Origin of the sequence: Rossellomorea sp. GAMAL-10_SWC (assembly GCF_049568075.1) — a bacterium.
In the GTDB taxonomy this organism is placed as follows: Bacteria; Bacillota; Bacilli; order Bacillales; family Bacillaceae_G; genus Gottfriedia.
On sequence record NZ_CP144911.1, the window covers coordinates 1751103 to 1770206 of the forward strand.

Consider the following 19104-nt stretch of genomic DNA (forward strand, 5'->3'; position numbering starts at 1 on the left):
GAAAATTTTGGGGGAGTTAGAGTTATATGGAGATTATTAAAAATTTAATTGATCTCATATTGCATTTAGATCAACATTTATTAACTTTTGTGCATAACTATGGGGCAATAACTTATTTGATCTTATTTTTCATTATTTTATTGGAAACAGGACTTGTTGTGACACCATTTTTACCAGGAGATTCATTAATTTTTACAGCAGGTGCACTTGCTTCCTTACATTTATTAAACTTTTTTGGATTATTAATCCTTTTCATAGTCGCAGCTAGTTTAGGTGATTCTTTAAATTATTTTATAGGTAAGAAATTCGGAAGTAAATTAAGTAAAAGTAAAAAAATAAATACTAAATACATTCATGAAACTGAAAACTTTTACAAACAGAAAGGTTCTAAATTTATTGTACTAGCAAGGTTTATTCCGATTGTAAGAACTTTTGCTCCATTTGTAGCAGGGATTGGTGAAATGAACTATTCAAAATTTATTTCATATAACATTTTCGGAGCGACACTTTGGGTTGGACTAATGGTGTCGATTGGTTACTTTTTTGGTAATATTCCTTTTGTTAAAAATCATTTTGGGCTATTAACGATTGGAATCATTTTCGTTTCAATCATTCCAATAATAATCGATGTAATTAGAAAATTTATTAAGAAAAAATAAATTGAAACAAAATTAATCAATTTTAGTAAAACATAATACAATTTTCATTAAACTTTCACTTTTATTTTGTACATTTTTGTATATAAAGGGAGGCGAATATGGACATGTATATTCTAATATTTTTTCAAAATTTGAAAGGAATAGGTCAAATTGATTAGTAATTGGATAAAAAATAAATCTGAGAGAAAATTAATTTATATAGCATTAGCAATTTCGATCATTATTTTCATCATTGCAGGGTGGAAAGTTTCGCATCGAACTGAATTATTAACGAATATGGGACCACAGATACAAAATGGAATACAACATGGTTTTCATAAAATAAATCCATTAAAAATATATGCGAAAGATAAAGGTTCCCTTGGAAGAATAGGTGTATTTGCGGCATTTATTCTCTTTCCACTATACTTTTTAATTCGATTTAAAAAATTAAATGACAAAAAGCGATTTAAGAAATACTTAGCTAAATTATTGAAATGGTGTAAGTTAATACATGTCCCAATCTCGTTAATTACTTTTGCTTTTATTACAGTACACTCTGTGATTATGACTTTTTTTGAATGGAAAACAGATGCTGTTTATATTTCAGGTGTTATAACTTATTTACTCTTAGTTCCATTAGGGATATTCGGTTTTTTAAGATATAAACGAAAAGATAAAAACTGGCATTACTATCTTTCATTTGCAGTTGTAATCTCAATGTTAATTCATACATTCGTTTAATTAATTTGTCTATTCAAAAGAGGTTGATTAGTATGGTATTGCAGCCTAAAATACTTGTCGTTACATCGAGTTTTGGAAATGGGCATAAAGAAGTATCAAAAGCGCTAAAAAGTGAGTTTGAACATATTAACTTTAACGATGTAACAATTATTGATATATACGAAGAAGCATATCCAACAATAAATGTATTTGCAAAAAATATTCATTTGCAATTATTCCAACATGCCCAAACAATTTATAAATGGTTCTTCTATGGGACTGAGAAATTATTCAGTACAGTCATTTTTGACAGGCTTTTAGAATTATGCGGAAAGAATATAAAAAGTATTCTTCAAAAAGAGAAGCCTGATATTATCATTACTACATTTCCAGTAGGGTCTGTAGCAAAATGGAAGAAATATTCATCACATCCTTGTAAATTATATACAGTTATTACCGATTATTATATTCACCGTTCATGGATTCATAATGAAATCGATCGTTACTATATAGCGACAGAAGGATTAATACATCAGATGGTAAATTTAGGTGTTTCTTTATCGAAAATATTTGTATCTGGTATACCTCTACGACAAGAATTTAAAGAATTAGATTTTTTAAATGAAGGTACAAATAAATCGAAATCAAACGACCAAATCTTAATAGTTGCTGGAGCAGTTGGATTATTAAAGGACGTAGAAAAAATGGCCAAGCAGTTACTTGCTGAAACAAAACTTAATGTAGCAGTTGTCTGTGGCTATAATCGCATACTTTATAATAAATTATGTAAGTTAAATGAAGAATACAAAGACCGCCTACAAGTATTTGGCTACGTAAATAATATACGTAATTTGTATAAAAAATCTGATCTCTTAATTACGAAGCCTGGTGGTATTACATTATCAGAATGTATTGCATGTAATTTACCGACAATCCTATATAAACCAACACCAGGACAAGAAAAAGAGAATTCCAGAATATTTGAAAATGCTGGTGCTTCAGTAACAGTAAAGTCGTTAAATGAATTAACTTTTTATATTAATCGAATTCTTTTCAAATCAAATCATTTAGAACAAATGAAATCATCTTTAACCGCATTAAATAAAGGATTTAGTTCACAATTAATTGTCAATGATATTTTTAGTTCCATTTCTTAAGAGTGTTATGACTAATAACTTTATGAATACGTAAAAACACCACAAGGTAAAGAGTTTCCTTGTGGTGTTTAGTTTTAATAAGCTAATGATCAATCCTAACAAACTGATATTGGTTTTGTAAACAATGTTCAATAAATCTCTCTAACGCTTTTATTGTATGAATAGGAGCATCCTCGTCTGCACCAAATGTATCTCCATTATCATGTAATAAAATAATTGCTCCTGGTTTCGTTTGATTTAACAAAAGACTATAAATGCCTTCACTTCCTTTTTTACTACTCCAATCATTTGCCATTACAGACCATAAAATAATTTTAAGCTTTTTCTGAAATAGAAGTGGAAGTGAAGCTAACCCCCAAGGTGGTCGATAATAAAGTGGGTTATCGTTCGTTATTTTCTTAATAATACTTGCAGTCTTTTTTATTTGATTTTTTAATTGTTTTGGACTGAGAAACCAATTACATTTATGTTTATAATTGTGTATTCCGATTAAGTGACCATCTTCATGTATTCTTTTAATGATCGTAGGATACTTTTCTGCCGCTGAACCTAATACAAAAAAAGTTGCTTTAATCGAATGACTTTGGAGTAAATCTAAAAGTAAATTCGTATAAACTGGATGTGGACCATCATCAAAAGTTAAAGCAATTCGTTTTTGACTTTTAGAATAAACTTGATGGATTGAAAAGAATTTAAATAAACGTGTTAGTAAACTCGGGATTGGTCCATAAAGAATAAATAATAATAATAGTAACCCCCCGATAATGATGAAAATTCTAAGCATAAATTCTCCTTAACTACCTTTAAATAATAATAATCATATAACATTATTATAGTCCAATTTATATTTTGTTGGTAATTAAATGCAGATAATATTATGATAAAATAAAATTGTGCTCTCGAAAAGTGAGTAGATGGTAAAATGAGAATGATTAAAGTTTAGCACTAAATTTATAGATGTAAATAAGAAGTCATCAATTGAAATAGAAAAATCAGTCTCGGAAATTTTAACGAATATTAATTTTCTGAAAAAATGAATTTCTCTTTTGTAAAAAGGGATTAAACCAATTACATAGAATTAATACAATATACGTTTCAAATTTTCCATTTTTAATTAATGAAGTTTAAAAATGGCATTGAAATACATACACAAAATTGGAAAATAATTTTGTGTAAAGAATAAAAATTTTGAGGTGAACATTATGATCGTAGTTACAACTGAAAACATTGAAGGGTATAAACTAGTTGAAGTAAAGGGTCCTGTATTTGGAGTTATTGTACGTAGTAGAGGACTTGGTGGCGATATTTTAGCTGGTCTAAAAAGTCTTGTTGGTGGAGAAATCAAACAATACACTGCAATGCTTGAGGATGCGAGAAAAGAAGCAATGGATCGAATGACTAAAAATGCTAGTGAAATGGATGCAAATGCAATTATCATGATGCGTTTTGATTCAGGTGAAATAGGGCAAAACATGAGTGAAATTGTCGCTTATGGAACGGCAGTAGTAGTCGAGAAAATATAATAAAAAAAGTGCGGACAATTTCACGGACAAGTTTACAAGAAAACCCACGAAGAGTTCTCTTTTTACTTGTCCTTAAATAACAATAAGTTTTAAAAAAAGAAATGAAGATATTTAATTTCTTTTATATCTATAATAATTCAATTACTTAAAAAAGATGAAGTTATTGGAGGATAGCGTTTTCCTTAAAGTAGTTTAATAACCTCTTGAAATATTAATTCTGATAGACTAGAATAATAATATCTAATAAATATCTAATAAATTGAATATTAATTTGTTAACAATTCGTTAAGATGCCTTAGGGCTTAATAGGGAATCTGGAGCATTACCAGAACTGTCCCCGCAACTGTAAGTGTGGACGAAATAGACAAACCACTGAAACGTTTATATGGACGTTACGGGAAGGGTCTAAAGTAGGAAGATACACAAGTCAGGAGACCTGTCTTAGCTTTTAAAGTTTCGATTTCTTCGGGGGTTGAGAAGATGAAACGTTTGGACAAAAAGGATTATTTATTAACTTTCTTTGTGCTGGCGTTTTATCCGTTCAACTTATGTTGAACGGATTTTTTCGTTTTAATGATTCTAAATCATTTTTTTATGCCTATAGTATGCCTCTACAAGAAACAAGTCTTTTTAAAAATTGAATAGATTAGGATTGGTGCACTATGAAAATAGTGCTTAATAGGGAAGTACGGTTTAAATCCGTCACGGTACCCGCCACTGTATGGGGAGTTCATTGCAGATGTCACTGAAGGAATTTGGGAAGACGCAATAGAATGATGAACCTAAGTCAGGAGACCTGCCTTTACCTAATAGCTTCAATCAACCTACGGGAACATAGGTAGAAGTGCTGAACTTACATCGCTATTTTTTTGTGTGTATTTATTCTGCACCCCTATGTCCATAGGGGTGCTTTTTTTATGAAAAAACGAAAGGGAGTATGTTACATGACTACTTGGAATTTACAAGGGACGAAACACCATGTCCTCATTTGTAACGGCAGCAGCTGTATGAGAAAGGGTGGGGAGGAAGCGACACAAGCAATACGGAATGAAATCACCAATTTAAGCTTAGATTCAATCATACATACTACAAGAACGAGATGCAATGGAAGATGTAAGGATGCACCTGTTGCCATCGTCTATCCTTCAGGGACTTGGTATAAAAACGTAACCCCAGAAGTGGGAACTACGATTGTAAAGCGTCATCTGGCTGAAGGCCATTGCCTTCAGGAGCATTCGATCTATCAATATTCCGAAGCTGGATTCATACATCCAGAAGGGTCGGAATGTATCGAAGGAATACAAAAAGCGGTTAAAGAAAAGATTTAACAGCGGATAGTAGCTGGATTCTAGTTTGAAATTGTGGAAGGTGGCGTAATAGTGTGAAAGGTAAATTATTGGTTATTGGTTTTGGCCCTGGTGATGAAAAACATATTACCGGACGGGCAAAGGAAGCCATCCAAGAAAGTGATATCATTATCGGCTACAAAACCTACGTTGATTTAATCAAGGGATTAATAGCCGGAAAGCAAATCATCAGCACAGGAATGACAGAAGAAGTGAGCCGTGCCCAGGAGGCTGTGAAACAAGCTGAGCTCGGTTACACGGTAGCTGTCATTTCGAGCGGTGATGCTGGTGTTTATGGAATGGCAGGACTTGTTTACGAAGTGCTAGTTGAAAAAGGTTGGAAAAAAGAATCAGGGGTAAAAGTGGAGGTGGTCCCTGGCATTTCTGCCATCAACTCCTGTGCTGCTTTATTAGGCGCGCCGGTCATGCATGATGCCTGTACGATTAGCTTAAGTGACCATTTAACACCGTGGAGCTTGATCGAGAAACGAATCGAAGCGGCCGCTCAAGCTGATTTTGTGATTGCCCTATACAATCCAAAAAGCGGGAGAAGAACACGTCAGATCATGGAAGCACAAAAAATTCTATTAAAATACCGCTCGCCAGACACCCCTGTAGGATTGGTAAAGAGTGCCTACCGTGATAGTCAAAAGATCGTCTTAACAAATTTACAAGAAATGTTAGAACATGAAATTGGCATGTTAACTACCGTTTTAATAGGCAACTCTTCAACATTTTTCTACGATGAATTGATGATTACTCCGCGTGGTTATCAGCGGAAGTATACATTAAATCAGGCAATTCAACCTTTGAAACCGCATCAGCGTCTGCAAAAGGAAGCTGAACCATGGGCATTGGAGCAAATGGAAGATGTAATGCCAGTAAACAAGAAACTAGTCACCCCAACCTCTGTGAAAGAGTCGCCAAGAGAGTTGGCTGAGGAAGCCTTGCAAATGATCCTTGGTGAGACCTATGGACAAACCCAAGGTTTAATTGTGAAGCAAGACTTTCAATCTATTTTTGAGGTAGCGGTCAGCCCTGGTGTCGCCAATAAAAAATTTACCGCGCATCAGATGGTCATTCTTTCCGAAATTGTCGGAAAAGAAGGAGTCATGGAATACACACAAGACCATTTTATGAAGCTGCAAATTTTAACCTCTAAGCCTGATGAGATTATTGAAAAACTAACGAGAGCCAACTTTTTGATTGCTCCTGTTGGCGACGTATTAACCGTAAAAGCCTGTGATTTTTGTGACGGAGAAAAGAAGGATTCCATCCCTTATGCCGATGAGCTACAAGAAAGGCTTGGCGGCATGGAACTCCCAAAAGAATTGAAACTTGGTGTGAATGGCTGCGGCATGGCTTGTTATGGAGCCGTAAAAGAAGATATTGGCATTGTCTATCGTAAGGGAGCGTTTGATTTATTTTTAGGAGCCAAGACAGCTGGAAGAACCGCTCATAATGGCCAAATCGTAGCTGAAGGAATCGCACCGGACAAAATTGTCGGGGTCATAGAGGGAATTGTTCAAGAGTACCAACAAAAGGCGTATCCAAATGAACGTTTCTATAAATTTTTTAAACGGGTCAAAGAAGTTCAAGGTTTTGTGTACCAGGATATCACACCAAATCTTAAAATCGAAGCAGCTGTTTGCGGGGAATAAAGGAGAGAAGTCTAGCGATAATTGGCAGGTAAGGCATTTACAAACAAAGGGGAGGAAATATTTTGAGAGCAATTTTATTTGTGGGGCATGGAAGTAGAGATCAAGAAGGAAATCAGCAGGTTCGAGAGTTCATCCGTGAGATGAGAAAGACTTGGGAAGATTCTTTCCTGGTCGAGACGTGTTTTTTAGAATTTGAACAACCAACAGTGAATCAAGGCATCGATCTATGTGTGGAGAAAGGGGCCGACCATGTTGTCTTGATTCCGATCATGCTCTTACAGGCAGGACACTCCAAAATTCATATTCCAGCAGCTATTGATGAGGCAAAGAATAAATATCCGTTTGTTCAATTTACTTATGGCCGACCAATTGGTGTTCATGAGGAAACATTTGAAATTCTAAAAACTAGATTAATGGAAATTGGCGAGAATGTAGAAACCATCGAAGACGATACGGCTGTCCTTTTGTTAGGACGTGGCGGAAGCGATCCTGATGCGAATAGTGATTTATATAAAATTGCTAGATTACTATGGGAAAAAACAAACTATAAAATCGTCGAACCTGCTTTTATGGGGGTGACCAATCCTTTAGTGAACGAAGGGATTGAGCGCTGTATTAAACTTGGAGCAAAAAAAGTAGTAATCCTGCCTTACTTTCTATTCACTGGCATCCTGATTAAACGGTTAGAAGATATGATGGTACCTATTCAAAATCAATATTCCGCGGTTGAAATTAAGTTGGCTGACTATTTTGGTTATCATCCAAAATTACAGACTATTTTAATAGATCGGGTGGAAGAAGCCCTCCGTGATGAAGTGAAGATGAACTGTGATACCTGTCAATACCGTCTTAATGTGATGGAACATATCGATCATCACCACCACCATGATCATGACCACGATCATCATCATGACCATCACCATGATCACGAACATGCAGTGCAAAAGGCTGGAGATAGAGGATGATTTTCGTGTTAGCCGGAACAAGTGATGCAAGAGCCCTTGCTTTAGAAATAAAAAAGGAGGGGTTCGATCTCCTGGCCTCAGTTGTCACAGAAAATGCAGCGGTTGAATTAAGGGAGTCAGGGATACGTGTTCAAGTAGGAAGATTAACGGATAAAGACATGGTGAGGTTGATTGACACAAAAGGGATTCTAGCGGTTGTCGATGCCAGTCATCCGTTTGCGGAAGAAGCTTCCAAAAACGCAATCAAGGCGGCCGAAACGGCGGGAATCCCCTATGTTCGATATGAACGGGAGTCACAAAATTTCCAATATGACAAAATGAAAGTCGTAGAAAGCTACGAGGAAGCTGCCGAGCTTGCATTGGCCAATAAAGGCGTGGTGATGTTGACGACAGGTAGCAAGACGCTTCAAATTTTCACAGAAAAACTATTAGGTAACCCGGACATTCGCTTGATCGCTAGGATGCTGCCTCGTGTGGATAATATGGAAAAATGTGAGCAGCTAGGGCTACCGCAAAAAAATATTATTGCGATCCAGGGCCCATTTTCAAAAGAGTTTGACAAAGCTCTATATAAGCAATATGGCGTGTCCTTAATGGTGACTAAAGAGAGTGGGAAAGTCGGATCTGTCGATGAAAAGGTGGAAGCCGCCAAGGAACTGGGGATTGAGGTTATTCTTATTGGCCGCCCGAAACTGAATTATGGCACCGTCTATGCTAATTTTATCGAAGTCATTGCAGAATTACATAAAAAGATTGGTTCCACACCAATCGTCACAACAGAACTATCATTTTAATACAGGAGTGAGAGAAATGGATTTTCGTACCGAATTTAAACCGTTAACCGTCCAACCGGAACAGATTGAAGGTAGAAGTTTTGAAATGATTAATGAAGAAATTGGGGAGCACCCTTTTACTGAGGAACAATATCCAGTTGTTCAGCGTATCATCCATGCATCCGCTGATTTTGAACTTGGGCAAAGCGTCCTTTTCCATCCTGACGCTATTCAGTCCGGTATTCGGGCGATTAGGAGCGGGAAAATGGTAGTTGCAGATGTTCAAATGATTCAAAGTGGGGCAAATAAAGCTCGAATTCAAAAATTTGGAGGAGAAATTAAAGTCTATATTTCCGATCCGGATGTCGTCCAGGAAGCCAAACGGCTGAATACAACAAGGGCGATTATTTCGATGAGGAAGGCAATCAAAGAAGCAGATGGCGGTATATTTGCCATTGGGAATGCCCCAACCGCTTTACTCGAACTTATCCGCCTGATTAAAGAAGGAGAAGCAAAACCTGGTCTTGTCATTGGATTGCCTGTTGGGTTTGTTTCTGCGGCTGAGTCAAAAGAAGAACTAGCTAAGCTCGATATCCCATTCATCACCAATATTGGCCGGAAAGGTGGCAGTACAGTGACCGTTGCTGCATTAAATGCCATTTCCATTATGGCTGAACGGGGATAACCCATGCAGGAAGTACCAAAAGGAAAGCTACGGGAAGGGTATACGACTGGGGCTTGTGCAACAGCAACCACTAAAGCAGCGCTGACGGCATTAATTACCGGTGAACCGCAAACAGAATCAACGATATACTTGCCCGTTAAGCGGTTTGCAACCTTCCAGGTAGAAAGATGTGAAGTAACGGAACAAACGGCTACCGCCAGTACGATAAAAGACGCGGGGGATGACCCAGATGCCACCCACGGGGCCTTGATTGTTTCCACCGTGTCATGGCTCGATGAACCAGGCATCGTGCTTGATGGAGGAATTGGAGTTGGCCGCGTTACAAAGGACGGCTTGCCGGTCCCTGTTGGCGAGGCCGCGATTAACCCCGTTCCCCGCATGATGATCCGTGAGACAGCCGAAGGGGTATTAAATGAATTCGGGATTACAAGAGGCATTAAAATCGTCATTTCCGTACCAGCCGGTGAAGAAATCGCCAAAAAAACACTCAATGGACGCTTAGGAATCGTTGGCGGGATTTCTATTCTTGGAACCCGCGGGATTGTCGTTCCTTTTTCCACAGCCGCTTATAAAGCCAGTATTATCCAGGCTATTAGTGTTGCCCGGGCAAGTGGCTGCGAGCACGTTGTCATTACAACAGGCGGACGGAGCGAGAAAAATGCCATGAAGCAATTTCCCGAGCTGTCTGAGGAAGCTTTTATCGAAATGGGTGACTTTGTCGGTTTTACCCTTAAACAATGCAAAAAGCAAGAGGTAAAGAGAGTTTCGATGGTAGGCATGATGGGAAAATTCTCAAAAGTGGCAATGGGGATCATGATGGTCCACTCAAAAAGTGCCCCGATAGATTTTGATTTTTTAGCTGAGGTGGCAAGCCGAACCGGTGCTGATGCTAACCTGGTCGAGGAAATTCGAACTGCCAATACGGCATCACAGGTTGGTGATTTGATGACAGCACAGGGTCATCTATCCTTTTTCGAAATGCTTAGCGACTATTGCTGCCTCGCTGCTTTAAAGGAAGTCGATGGGGGGATCGACATAGATACGACCCTATATACCATGAAGGGGCAATTGTTAGGAAAGGCGGTGCGAAAAAGTGGCATCAATTAAAATGATCGGCATTGGGGACGAAGGGAAAGTCAGCCTGCTCCCGATGTACGAAAAGTGGATTAATGAAAGTGAACTATTAATAGGAGGAAAAAGACAGCTTTCTTTTTTTTCTGAATTCGCCGGCGAAAAAATGGCGATTGAAGGCGGGCTTAATTCTCTAGTGGAACAGTTGCAGTCGGAAACGAGAAACGTAGTGATTCTAGCTTCCGGAGATCCATTGTTCTATGGAATTGGAAGCTATTTATCTTCTAAAATTGATTTGGATATTTATCCATATATAAGTTCAATCCAGCTTGCTTTTGCCAGAATGAAAGAAAGATGGCAGGATGCTTATTTTACTAGTGTTCACGGCAGGAGTATAAAAGGGTTGGCACAGCGAGTCGATGGAAAAAAAACAGTCGCAATCTTAACCGATACAGAAAATTCACCGAATAAAATCGCTCAGTATTTGCTTTCCTTTGGCATGACTGAATATGAAGCGTTTGTTGGCGAGAACCTTGGCAGTGACAAGGAACGATGCCGCTGGTTTACCCTTGCTGAAATGAAGGATGAAGAGTTTTCACCTCTTAATGTAGTTATTCTTAAGAAAAAGGGGGAAAGCCCACATTGGCCAATTGGCATTGACGATTCGGAATTTTTACAGCGTAAACCAGATAAGGGCTTAATTACAAAAAAGGAAATTCGCACACTAAGCATTAGTGTCCTAAGGTTAAAAGAAGATAGCACGGTTTGGGATATTGGGACATGCACAGGTTCTGTTGCGATTGAGGCAGCGAAAATCGCCAGGGAAGGACAAGTATTTGCCATCGAAAAGAACGAGGGCGACCTAGAAAACTGTAAGCAAAATTTAGCAAAGTTCCGTGTCGATGCATCTCTCGTCCATGGGAAAGCACCAGAGGGACTAGAAACCTTCCCGGATCCGGATGCAGTGTTTATTGGCGGGACGGCAGGTGGGATGGAAGACATTTTGGATATTTGCTGTAGCCGCTTGAAAGCGTGTGGACGCATTGTCTTAAATGCCGTCACAATTGAAAATCTTTCAGAAGCGATGCTTGTGTTTAAAGAGCGGGGATATGAGACGAACATTACTCTAGCTCAAATATCCAGAAGTAAGCCCATTTTGAATTTGACAAGATTTGATGCATTAAATCCGATTTACATAATCGAAGCATGGCGCAAGGAAGGGGAATAAACATGTTAGGTACATTATACGGCCTTGGGGTTGGCCCGGGGGATCCAGAGCTCATTACTGTTAAGGCGTTTCGTAAATTAAAGGAATCACCAGTGATTGCTTATCCGAAAAAACAAAAGGGCAGCAAAAGTTATGCCCATCGAATCATTGATGTCTATTTTCAGCCGAACGAAAAAGAAATGCTGGGCCTTGTCTTTCCTATGACAAAGGATCCAGCCACATTGGAAAGAAAATGGGCGGAAACCGTGGAAAATGTATGGGCGAAGCTAAAAGAGGGAAAGGATGTCGCTTTTGTAACTGAAGGGGACCCTCTTTTATACAGCACGTTTATTCATATGATGCGTTTGATGCAGGAGAAGTATCCACAAGTTCCGATTGAAGTTGTTCCGGGGATTTCGTCCATCAATGGGGCGGCTTCTAGGCTGGGAATTCCATTGGCAGATGGGGATGAGCATGTGGCGATTGTTCCAGCACGGGATGACTATGAAACCATGAAAAAAGTCATTCAAGACAATGATTGTGTCATTTTTATAAAAGTAGCGAAAGTGATTGATTTAATGCTAGAAGTATTACGTGATTTAGATTTGCTTGACAAGGCTTCAGTCGTCACAAAGGTAACATCGGATGAAGAAATTATTTGGAGGGCAGATGAGCTCGAAGGAGCGGAGCTTGAATATTTAACATTAATGGTGGTGAGAAAATGAAGCTTTATATCATTGGTGCCGGACCAGGCGATCCTGATTTAATCACGGTAAAAGGTCTTCAGCATCTTCAGGAGGCAGATGTCATTCTATATGCGGATTCTCTTGTAAACGAAGACTTAATTGCTAAAGCAAAACCTTCTGCCGAAATATTGAAAACCGCCGGGATGCACTTAGAAGAAATGGTTGACGTCATGGCTGACCGTATCCTGCAAGGGAAAAAGGTTGTTCGTGTACACACGGGCGATCCGGCTGTCTATGGGGCGATTATGGAACAAATCGTCTTGTTAAAGAAGAGAGGAATCGAAATAGAGATTGTTCCAGGAGTGAGCTCTGTGTTTGCAGCCGCCGCGGCCGCTCAAGCTGAACTGACGATTCCTGATTTAACCCAAACCGTGATCCTGACAAGAGCCGAGGGTAGGACACCTGTACCAGAATTTGAAAAGCTGGCTGATTTAGCAAAACATCATTGCACGATTGCACTTTTCTTAAGTGCGACGTTAACGAAGAAACTTGTCAAGGAATTGACTGGGGCAGGCTGGAGCAAGGACACTCCTGTTGCGGTTGTTTATAAAGCGACTTGGCCGGATCAAAAAATTGTCCGGACCACACTGGAACGATTAGACGAGGATATGCGTATAAACGGGATTCGTAAACAAGCGATGATTTTAGCAGGATGGGCACTGGATGAAAACATCCACGAACAAGATTATCGTTCCAAGCTGTATGACAAAACGTTTACACACGGATTCCGCAGGGGGGTGTAGTCGTAATGATCGAGCTCCAAGAAGCGCAAAAGGCGGTCATCCAGCAAAAGGGGGACTATGCGGTTGTCGCCATTACAAAGCATGGGGTCGAACTGGCCCGCAAGCTGGGACATTCGTTTCAAAATGCCGATGTTTATTATATGGCGAAGTTTGAAAAAGGAGATGAGAGGATTAAGGACATCCAGTTATTTACCGGAAGCGTTCGCCTTCTTCTGCCTTCTCTTTTCGAGGCCTATAAGGGGCTGATCATCATCATTTCCCTAGGAGCCGTAGTCCGAATGATTGCACCTATTTTAAAGGATAAAAAAACAGATCCTGCGGTTGTCGTTATCGACGATAAGGGCGAACATGTAATCAGCGTGCTGTCAGGCCATATCGGCGGTGCCAATGAACTAACGAAAGAAGTGGCGGCCGCCCTACAGGCCCGTCCCATTATTACCACAGCTTCAGATGTACAAGAAACGATTGCGGTTGATTTGTTCGGAAAACGGTTTGGCTGGATTTGGGACTCGGCTGATAAGCTAACTCCCGTTAGCGCTTCGGTTGTGAACGAAGAAAAAATCGCCGTGGTTCAGGAGTCAGGCGAAAAAGACTGGTGGCCATATGACCGGCCGCTACCAGGAAATATTCAGTCGTATTCATCGATCCAAGAAGCGCTGGTCGCAAAGCCAGATGCTGCCTTAGTAGTAACCCATCGGAATTTATTCGAAGACGAAACGGAGATTTTACAAAATGGTGTTTTATATCGACCAAAGGTGATCGTCCTTGGATTGGGCTGCAACCGTGGGACCACTGCAGCGGAAATCGAAGCAGTAATCGACGAAACGCTTGAGGAATTAGAGTTTTCAAAAAAAAGTGTCAAATCGGTTTGCACGATTGATCTAAAAAAGGATGAAGCAGGACTGCTCGAAGTGGTGAAAAAGAACCATTGGGAGTTTATTTATTACACACCAGCTGAATTGAATTCCATTAAACTTCAGAACCCTTCTGAAACAGTCTTTAAATTTACCGGTGCATACGGCGTCAGTGAGCCGGCTGCTTTAATGTACAGCGCAGCGGAACATCTAACGTTGATGAAGAAGAAATCAGGTAATGTCACCATATCGGTTGCGGTGATTCCTTATTGAGAGAGGAGGGAAATAGAATGTCTACTCGTAGACTTGTAATTGCAGGGACAGGCAGCGGTGTCGGAAAAACAACGCTGACAATCGGGCTGATGTCTGCTTTAAGGAAAAAGGGCTATACAGTCCAGGGCTTTAAATGCGGTCCAGATTATATTGATCCGACCTATCATACGGCGGTCACAGGGAGAACGTCAAGAAACATTGACAGCTGGATGCTCAACCACGAGATGGTCAAAGAAATTGTCAACCGTGCAAGTAATGGCGCGGATATTTCCATCATCGAGGGGGTCATGGGATTCTTTGATGGGAAAAATCCTCTAAATAATACAGGATCAACTGCCGAAATCAGTCTCGTCACCGAAAGTCCGGTCATTTTGGTCGTGAATTGTGCCAGCATGGCCCGTAGTGCGGCGGCCATTGTGAAGGGATTTCAAACATTTCTGAAGGAAGCCAATATTGTCGGGGTGATCGCCAATCGGGTGGGTAGCGAAGGGCATTTTAAAATCGTTCAAACCGCGATTGAGCAAGAATGCGGTATTCCCGTCCTTGGCTATTTGAAAAGAAACGAGGAACTCTCGATTCCGGAACGGCATTTAGGGTTGATACCCTCTGTTGAACGAGGAGAATTGGATCCATTTTTTGAGCAACTAGGTGAATTAGTCCTTGAAACCGTTGATGTAGATTCTATATATGACTTGGCACAAGCCCCCTTTTTAAAGATAAAAGAATCCCAGTTTAAAAGAGCGGAGCAGGCAACTGTAAAAATTGCTGTTGCACGAGATGCCGCTTTTAATTTTTACTATCAGGAAAACCTCGACATGTTAGTAGCCTCCGGAGCCGAGCTAATCGAGTTCTCTCCATTAAAAGGTGAATGCCTACCGGAACAAGTCGATGGCTTATATATCGGTGGCGGTTTCCCAGAGGAATTTGCGGAGGAGCTGACCAAACAGACAGAGGTAAAAAACTCGATTCGAACGGCCATTGAAAAAGGACTTCCAACCTTGGCGGAATGCGGCGGGTTTATGTACTTAACTGAATCGTTGGAAACAACGGATGAAACGAGTTACAAAATGGTCGGGATCATTCCTGGAAAGGTGAAAATGCAGACAAAACTAGCTGCTTTGGGATACCGCGAAATCACTGCAGAAGAAGAAAATTTCTTGTTAGCAGGAAATCTGACTGCAAGAGGCCATGAATTTCACTACTCCACCTTTCATCCGAGAACGGTTTTTGAACCGGCCTACCAAACGAAAGGAATTCGTGGATTTAAACAGGAGGGCTATAGGAAAGGGAATTTAATTGCAGGTTATACCCATTTTCATTTTGGCTCATGCCCTGAGCTTGTCGAAAATTGGGTGAAGAAATGTAAGGAGTTCAAACAAAATGACTAAAGCTCTTCCACTTATGTTTCAAGGTACCAATTCGGATGTTGGCAAAAGTGTTGTCGTGACCGCCTTTTGCCGGATTTTCGCACAGGACGGATATAAAACGGTTCCCTTTAAATCACAAAATATGGCATTAAATTCCTATATCACAGTGGATGGAAAAGAAATCGGCAGAGCACAGGGAGTTCAGGCCGAAGCCGCATGTATTCAGGCAACCACCGATATGAACCCGATTCTACTAAAGCCGAACCGGGATAACCAATCCCAAATTGTCGTCCATGGTAAACCATATAAAAATATGGAAGCAGGAAGGTACCGCCGGGAATTCTTTCAAACGGGATTGGAACTTATTCAACAATCACTGTCGACCCTGTCCCAAAATTATGAACGAATTGTCATTGAAGGGGCTGGTAGTCCGGCCGAGATTAATCTGAATGACCGGGAAATGGTTAATATGCGGGTTGCCAAAATGGCAGATGCCCCTGTGATTTTAATTGGGGATATCGAAAAAGGCGGAGTGTTTGCTAGTTTAGTAGGAACCCTTCAGCTGATGGAACCAGAGGACCGCGATCGAGTAATTGGTGTAATCATCAATAAATTCCGCGGCGATCTCCGCCTGCTAGAATCTGGATTAACGTGGTTTGAGGAATATACAGGAAAACCCATTCTCGGCGTGATTCCTTACTTGGAGAATCTAAATATTGATGCCGAGGATTCTGTGATTTTAAATCAATATACATATACTCAAAATACTGAAAAAGAATTGGATATCGCGGTGATTCAGTATCCGAAAATCTCAAATTTCACCGATGTCGACCCATTTTTTGCTGAGCCGGATTGTCATGTCCGTTTTATAACAAGAGCGGATCAATTGCTCCATCCGGATTTAGTCATTCTTCCGGGCAGCAAGAATACAATTGAAGATTTACTATTTTTACGAAAGAGCGGCATCGCTCAAAAAATAGCAGAATTACATAAAAAGAAACACTCCGTTCTTTTCGGGATCTGCGGCGGTTATCAAATGCTCGGTGATAAAATTGAGGATCCGTTGGCGATCGAGTCTCTCCATAAAGAAATCGAAGGCCTTCAGTTATTGCCAATTGGAACTACCATTACGAAAGATAAGACGACGATCCTATCAAATGGGAAGTTACATCTTTTTGGAAAAAACTTTCATGTGACAGGTTACGAGATTCATATGGGTGAAACCGTGGCGACAGGGGCGTCCCAAGGGCTTATTTTTACAAATGAAAAATGGGATGGTTGTCATTCCCCAGACGAAACCATCATTGGCACTTATTTTCATGGGATATTCCATAATGATGAATTTCGTGAGGAATTACTTAATCAGCTCCGCCGTAAAAAGGGATTGGAGCCCATCCACATGAGACCATCTTTTAACCAATTGCGGGAAGAAGCGTTTGACAGGCTGGCAGAACATGTAAGGGGACACGTTAAACTAAATGTCATTGAACAATTAATGAAGGATTATCAAAAAAGGAGATCATCCAATGAATAGCGTAATAACAGGAATCAAGCCTCTTGATAGAGAAATGGGACAGCAAGTTCGTGAGTATATCGAAACGTTAACCAAACCTCCGGGAAGTTTGGGGAGATTAGAGGAATTAGCCATTCATCTGTCGGAAATGACATCTGAATCATTCCCGGTCGTGTCACCGCCCGGTGTGATAGTTTTTGCCGCCGATCATGGTGTAGTCGATGAAGGGGTGTCCGCTTTCCCACAGGAAGTTACCGTGCAAATGGTCATAAACTTTTTAAACAGCGGTGCGGCCATCAATGTTTTTAGCCGGCAAATCGGAGCCATGTTTGAAGTCGTCGATATCGGTGTGGCAGCAGATATTGAGGCTGACGGGTTAGTGAATCGAAAAATTCGCTATGGAACCAACAATTTTTGCCAACAAGATGCAATAACAAGAGCAGAGGCTGAACAAGCCATCGCTGTTGGCTATGAACGGGCAGAACAGATGATTAAACAAGGAATCAAATGCCTTATTGTTGGTGAAATGGGGATCGGTAATACGACGTCAAGTAGTGCGATTGCAGCGGTTTTAAGCGGGCAGGACATCGATGTACTCGTCGGTCGAGGAACAGGGATTGCACATGAAAAAATTCGTCATAAACAAGAGGTCATCAGAAGGGCGATAAAGGAAAGGAACCCTGACCAGAATGATCCCCTCGATATCTTAGCAAAAATTGGTGGTTTGGAAATTGCCGGAATGACAGGAGCAATGCTCTCCGCCGCTCAAAACCGGATTCCGATATTGGTAGATGGGTTTATTTGTACGATTGCAGCTCTTTTGGCAAGGGAAATCTGTAAAACAGCAGCGGAGTATATGATTGTTGGCCATCGTTCCGTCGAGCCTGGACATGAAATTGCGCTACAGTTATTAGGCAAGAAGCCACTACTTGATTTAGATTTGCGGTTAGGAGAAGGAAGTGGAGCAGCAGTTGCCTTTCCAATCTTACAATCAGCGACCTTAATGCTGAAAGAAATGGCCACTTTTGCATCAGCTGGAATTTCAAATGAGTGAGTTAGTAAGGAGCGAGAAGATGACAAATGGAAAAGTGTATCTTGTTGGTGCTGGACCGGGAGACCCTAAGCTGATCACGGTTTACGGGATGGAGTGTATCCAACAGGCGGATGTGATTTTATATGACCGTTTAGTAAATGAGGAACTGTTGAAGTATTCAAAGGCGGAGGCAGAGTTGATATTTTGTGGAAAACTGCCAGGAAAACATCAGATCATTCAAGATCAAATTCACCAGCTGTTAATTGAAAAAGCCAGTCAGGGCAAGACTGTCACCAGATTAAAAGGAGGCGATCCCTGCATTTTTGGCCGTGTCGGTGAAGAAGCGGAAATTCTTGCAGAACATGGGATTCATTATGAAATAGTGCCAGGGATTACAGCTGGTATTGCAGCGCCTGCTTATGCCGGAATTCCTGTGACCCATCGCGATTATGCTTCCACCTTCGCGATCGTCACAGGCCACGGCCGTGCGGAAAAGGGTGAGGATCAATTAAATTGGTCAGCTCTCGCTCAAGGAATCGATACGATTGCCTTTTATATGGGAATTGGGAATTTACCTTATATTGTTTCCAAATTAATAGAGAACGGAAAAAGCCCTGATACGAAAGCCGCCGTTATCCAATGGGGGACCACGGCCAATCAGAAAACGGTGACCGGGAGTTTAAAGGATATCGAAGTCCGGGTTCTAGAAGCCGGGATTACTCATCCTGCGATTGTTCTAGTGGGTGATGTGGTCGGTCTTCGCGAGAAATTACGCTGGTTTCAAGAGGCAGAAGAAAAACAATTAGTTGGAATAGGGAGGGTCTAA

The 19104-nt window shown here is 40.4% G+C and carries 19 protein-coding genes and 2 riboswitches; of the genes, 18 read left to right on the plus strand and 1 reads right to left on the minus strand.

Annotation, left to right across the window (positions count from 1 at the left end; genetic code table 11):
* Positions 1 to 26: 26 nt before the first annotated feature.
* The 3 genes from V5E38_RS08540 (at position 27) to V5E38_RS08550 (ending at position 2518) form a co-directional block, all read left to right on the plus strand.
* Positions 27 to 659, plus strand: coding sequence for an SNARE-associated domain-containing protein (locus V5E38_RS08540; RefSeq protein WP_499212930.1), 633 nt, complete (start codon positions 27 to 29; stop codon positions 657 to 659).
* 150 nt (positions 660 to 809) lie between these two features.
* Positions 810 to 1382 carry a hypothetical protein gene (locus V5E38_RS08545; protein WP_499212931.1) on the plus strand — a complete coding sequence of 191 codons (573 nt, stop codon included), beginning with the start codon at positions 810 to 812 and terminating at the stop codon, positions 1380 to 1382.
* Positions 1383 to 1414: 32 nt separating this feature from the next.
* Positions 1415 to 2518, plus strand: coding sequence for an MGDG synthase family glycosyltransferase (locus V5E38_RS08550; protein ID WP_499212932.1), 1104 nt, complete (start codon positions 1415 to 1417; stop codon positions 2516 to 2518).
* Between the two features lie 82 nt (positions 2519 to 2600).
* Here the strand turns inward: V5E38_RS08550 and V5E38_RS08555 are convergent, their stop codons facing one another.
* Positions 2601 to 3302 (minus strand): polysaccharide deacetylase family protein, encoded by a 702-nt coding sequence (locus V5E38_RS08555; protein WP_499212933.1) that lies wholly within the window; start codon positions 3300 to 3302, stop codon positions 2601 to 2603.
* A 418-nt stretch (positions 3303 to 3720) separates the two neighbouring features.
* On the opposite strand from V5E38_RS08555, the gene V5E38_RS08560 reads away from it, so the two are divergent.
* From V5E38_RS08560 to cobA, 15 genes are all read left to right on the plus strand, one after another.
* A complete protein-coding gene (locus V5E38_RS08560) occupies positions 3721 to 4041 on the plus strand; it encodes a YbjQ family protein (protein WP_088011817.1) in 321 nt (106 codons plus the stop codon).
* 271 nt (positions 4042 to 4312) lie between these two features.
* Positions 4313 to 4499, plus strand: a riboswitch (cobalamin riboswitch).
* 178 nt (positions 4500 to 4677) lie between these two features.
* A riboswitch (cobalamin riboswitch) is annotated at positions 4678 to 4859 on the plus strand.
* Positions 4860 to 4985: 126 nt separating this feature from the next.
* A complete protein-coding gene (locus tag V5E38_RS08565) occupies positions 4986 to 5369 on the plus strand; it encodes a (2Fe-2S) ferredoxin domain-containing protein (RefSeq protein WP_097977940.1) in 384 nt (127 codons plus the stop codon).
* Between the two features lie 53 nt (positions 5370 to 5422).
* The gene (gene cobJ / locus V5E38_RS08570; protein ID WP_499212934.1) at positions 5423 to 7048 is read left to right on the plus strand and encodes a precorrin-3B C(17)-methyltransferase; all 1626 of its coding nucleotides are present in this window, start codon (positions 5423 to 5425) and stop codon (positions 7046 to 7048) included.
* 62 nt (positions 7049 to 7110) lie between these two features.
* Positions 7111 to 8013 (plus strand): sirohydrochlorin chelatase, encoded by a 903-nt coding sequence (locus V5E38_RS08575; RefSeq protein ID WP_499212935.1) that lies wholly within the window; start codon positions 7111 to 7113, stop codon positions 8011 to 8013.
* A complete protein-coding gene (gene cobK / locus V5E38_RS08580; protein WP_499212936.1) occupies positions 8010 to 8807 on the plus strand; it encodes a precorrin-6A/cobalt-precorrin-6A reductase in 798 nt (265 codons plus the stop codon). The genes V5E38_RS08575 and cobK overlap by 4 nt, the downstream gene beginning before the upstream one ends.
* 16 nt (positions 8808 to 8823) lie before the next feature.
* A complete protein-coding gene (locus V5E38_RS08585) occupies positions 8824 to 9471 on the plus strand; it encodes a precorrin-8X methylmutase (protein ID WP_499212937.1) in 648 nt (215 codons plus the stop codon).
* Between the two features lie 3 nt (positions 9472 to 9474).
* Positions 9475 to 10578 carry a cobalt-precorrin-5B (C(1))-methyltransferase gene (locus V5E38_RS08590; protein ID WP_499212938.1) on the plus strand — a complete coding sequence of 368 codons (1104 nt, stop codon included), beginning with the start codon at positions 9475 to 9477 and terminating at the stop codon, positions 10576 to 10578.
* A 1-nt stretch (position 10579) separates the two neighbouring features.
* Complete coding sequence (gene cbiE, locus V5E38_RS08595; protein WP_499213543.1) at positions 10580 to 11770, plus strand: bifunctional cobalt-precorrin-7 (C(5))-methyltransferase/cobalt-precorrin-6B (C(15))-methyltransferase; 1191 nt, start codon at positions 10580 to 10582, stop codon at positions 11768 to 11770.
* 2 nt (positions 11771 to 11772) lie between these two features.
* Positions 11773 to 12474 (plus strand): precorrin-2 C(20)-methyltransferase, encoded by a 702-nt coding sequence (gene cobI, locus V5E38_RS08600; RefSeq protein WP_499212939.1) that lies wholly within the window; start codon positions 11773 to 11775, stop codon positions 12472 to 12474.
* Positions 12471 to 13238, plus strand: a complete 768-nt coding sequence (gene cobM / locus V5E38_RS08605) for a cobalt-precorrin-4/precorrin-4 C(11)-methyltransferase (RefSeq protein ID WP_499212940.1) — start codon at positions 12471 to 12473, stop codon at positions 13236 to 13238. The genes cobI and cobM overlap by 4 nt, the downstream gene beginning before the upstream one ends.
* 5 nt (positions 13239 to 13243) lie before the next feature.
* Positions 13244 to 14365 carry a cobalt-precorrin 5A hydrolase gene (locus V5E38_RS08610; RefSeq protein WP_499212941.1) on the plus strand — a complete coding sequence of 374 codons (1122 nt, stop codon included), beginning with the start codon at positions 13244 to 13246 and terminating at the stop codon, positions 14363 to 14365.
* Between the two features lie 17 nt (positions 14366 to 14382).
* Positions 14383 to 15753 (plus strand): cobyrinate/hydrogenobyrinate a,c-diamide synthase, encoded by a 1371-nt coding sequence (locus tag V5E38_RS08615; RefSeq protein ID WP_499212942.1) that lies wholly within the window; start codon positions 14383 to 14385, stop codon positions 15751 to 15753.
* A complete protein-coding gene (locus V5E38_RS08620; protein ID WP_499212943.1) occupies positions 15746 to 17266 on the plus strand; it encodes a cobyric acid synthase in 1521 nt (506 codons plus the stop codon). The genes V5E38_RS08615 and V5E38_RS08620 overlap by 8 nt, the downstream gene beginning before the upstream one ends.
* A complete protein-coding gene (gene cobT, locus V5E38_RS08625) occupies positions 17259 to 18299 on the plus strand; it encodes a nicotinate-nucleotide--dimethylbenzimidazole phosphoribosyltransferase (protein WP_499212944.1) in 1041 nt (346 codons plus the stop codon). The genes V5E38_RS08620 and cobT overlap by 8 nt, the downstream gene beginning before the upstream one ends.
* A gap of 19 nt (positions 18300 to 18318) precedes the next feature.
* The gene (gene cobA / locus V5E38_RS08630; protein ID WP_499212945.1) at positions 18319 to 19104 is read left to right on the plus strand and encodes a uroporphyrinogen-III C-methyltransferase; all 786 of its coding nucleotides are present in this window, start codon (positions 18319 to 18321) and stop codon (positions 19102 to 19104) included.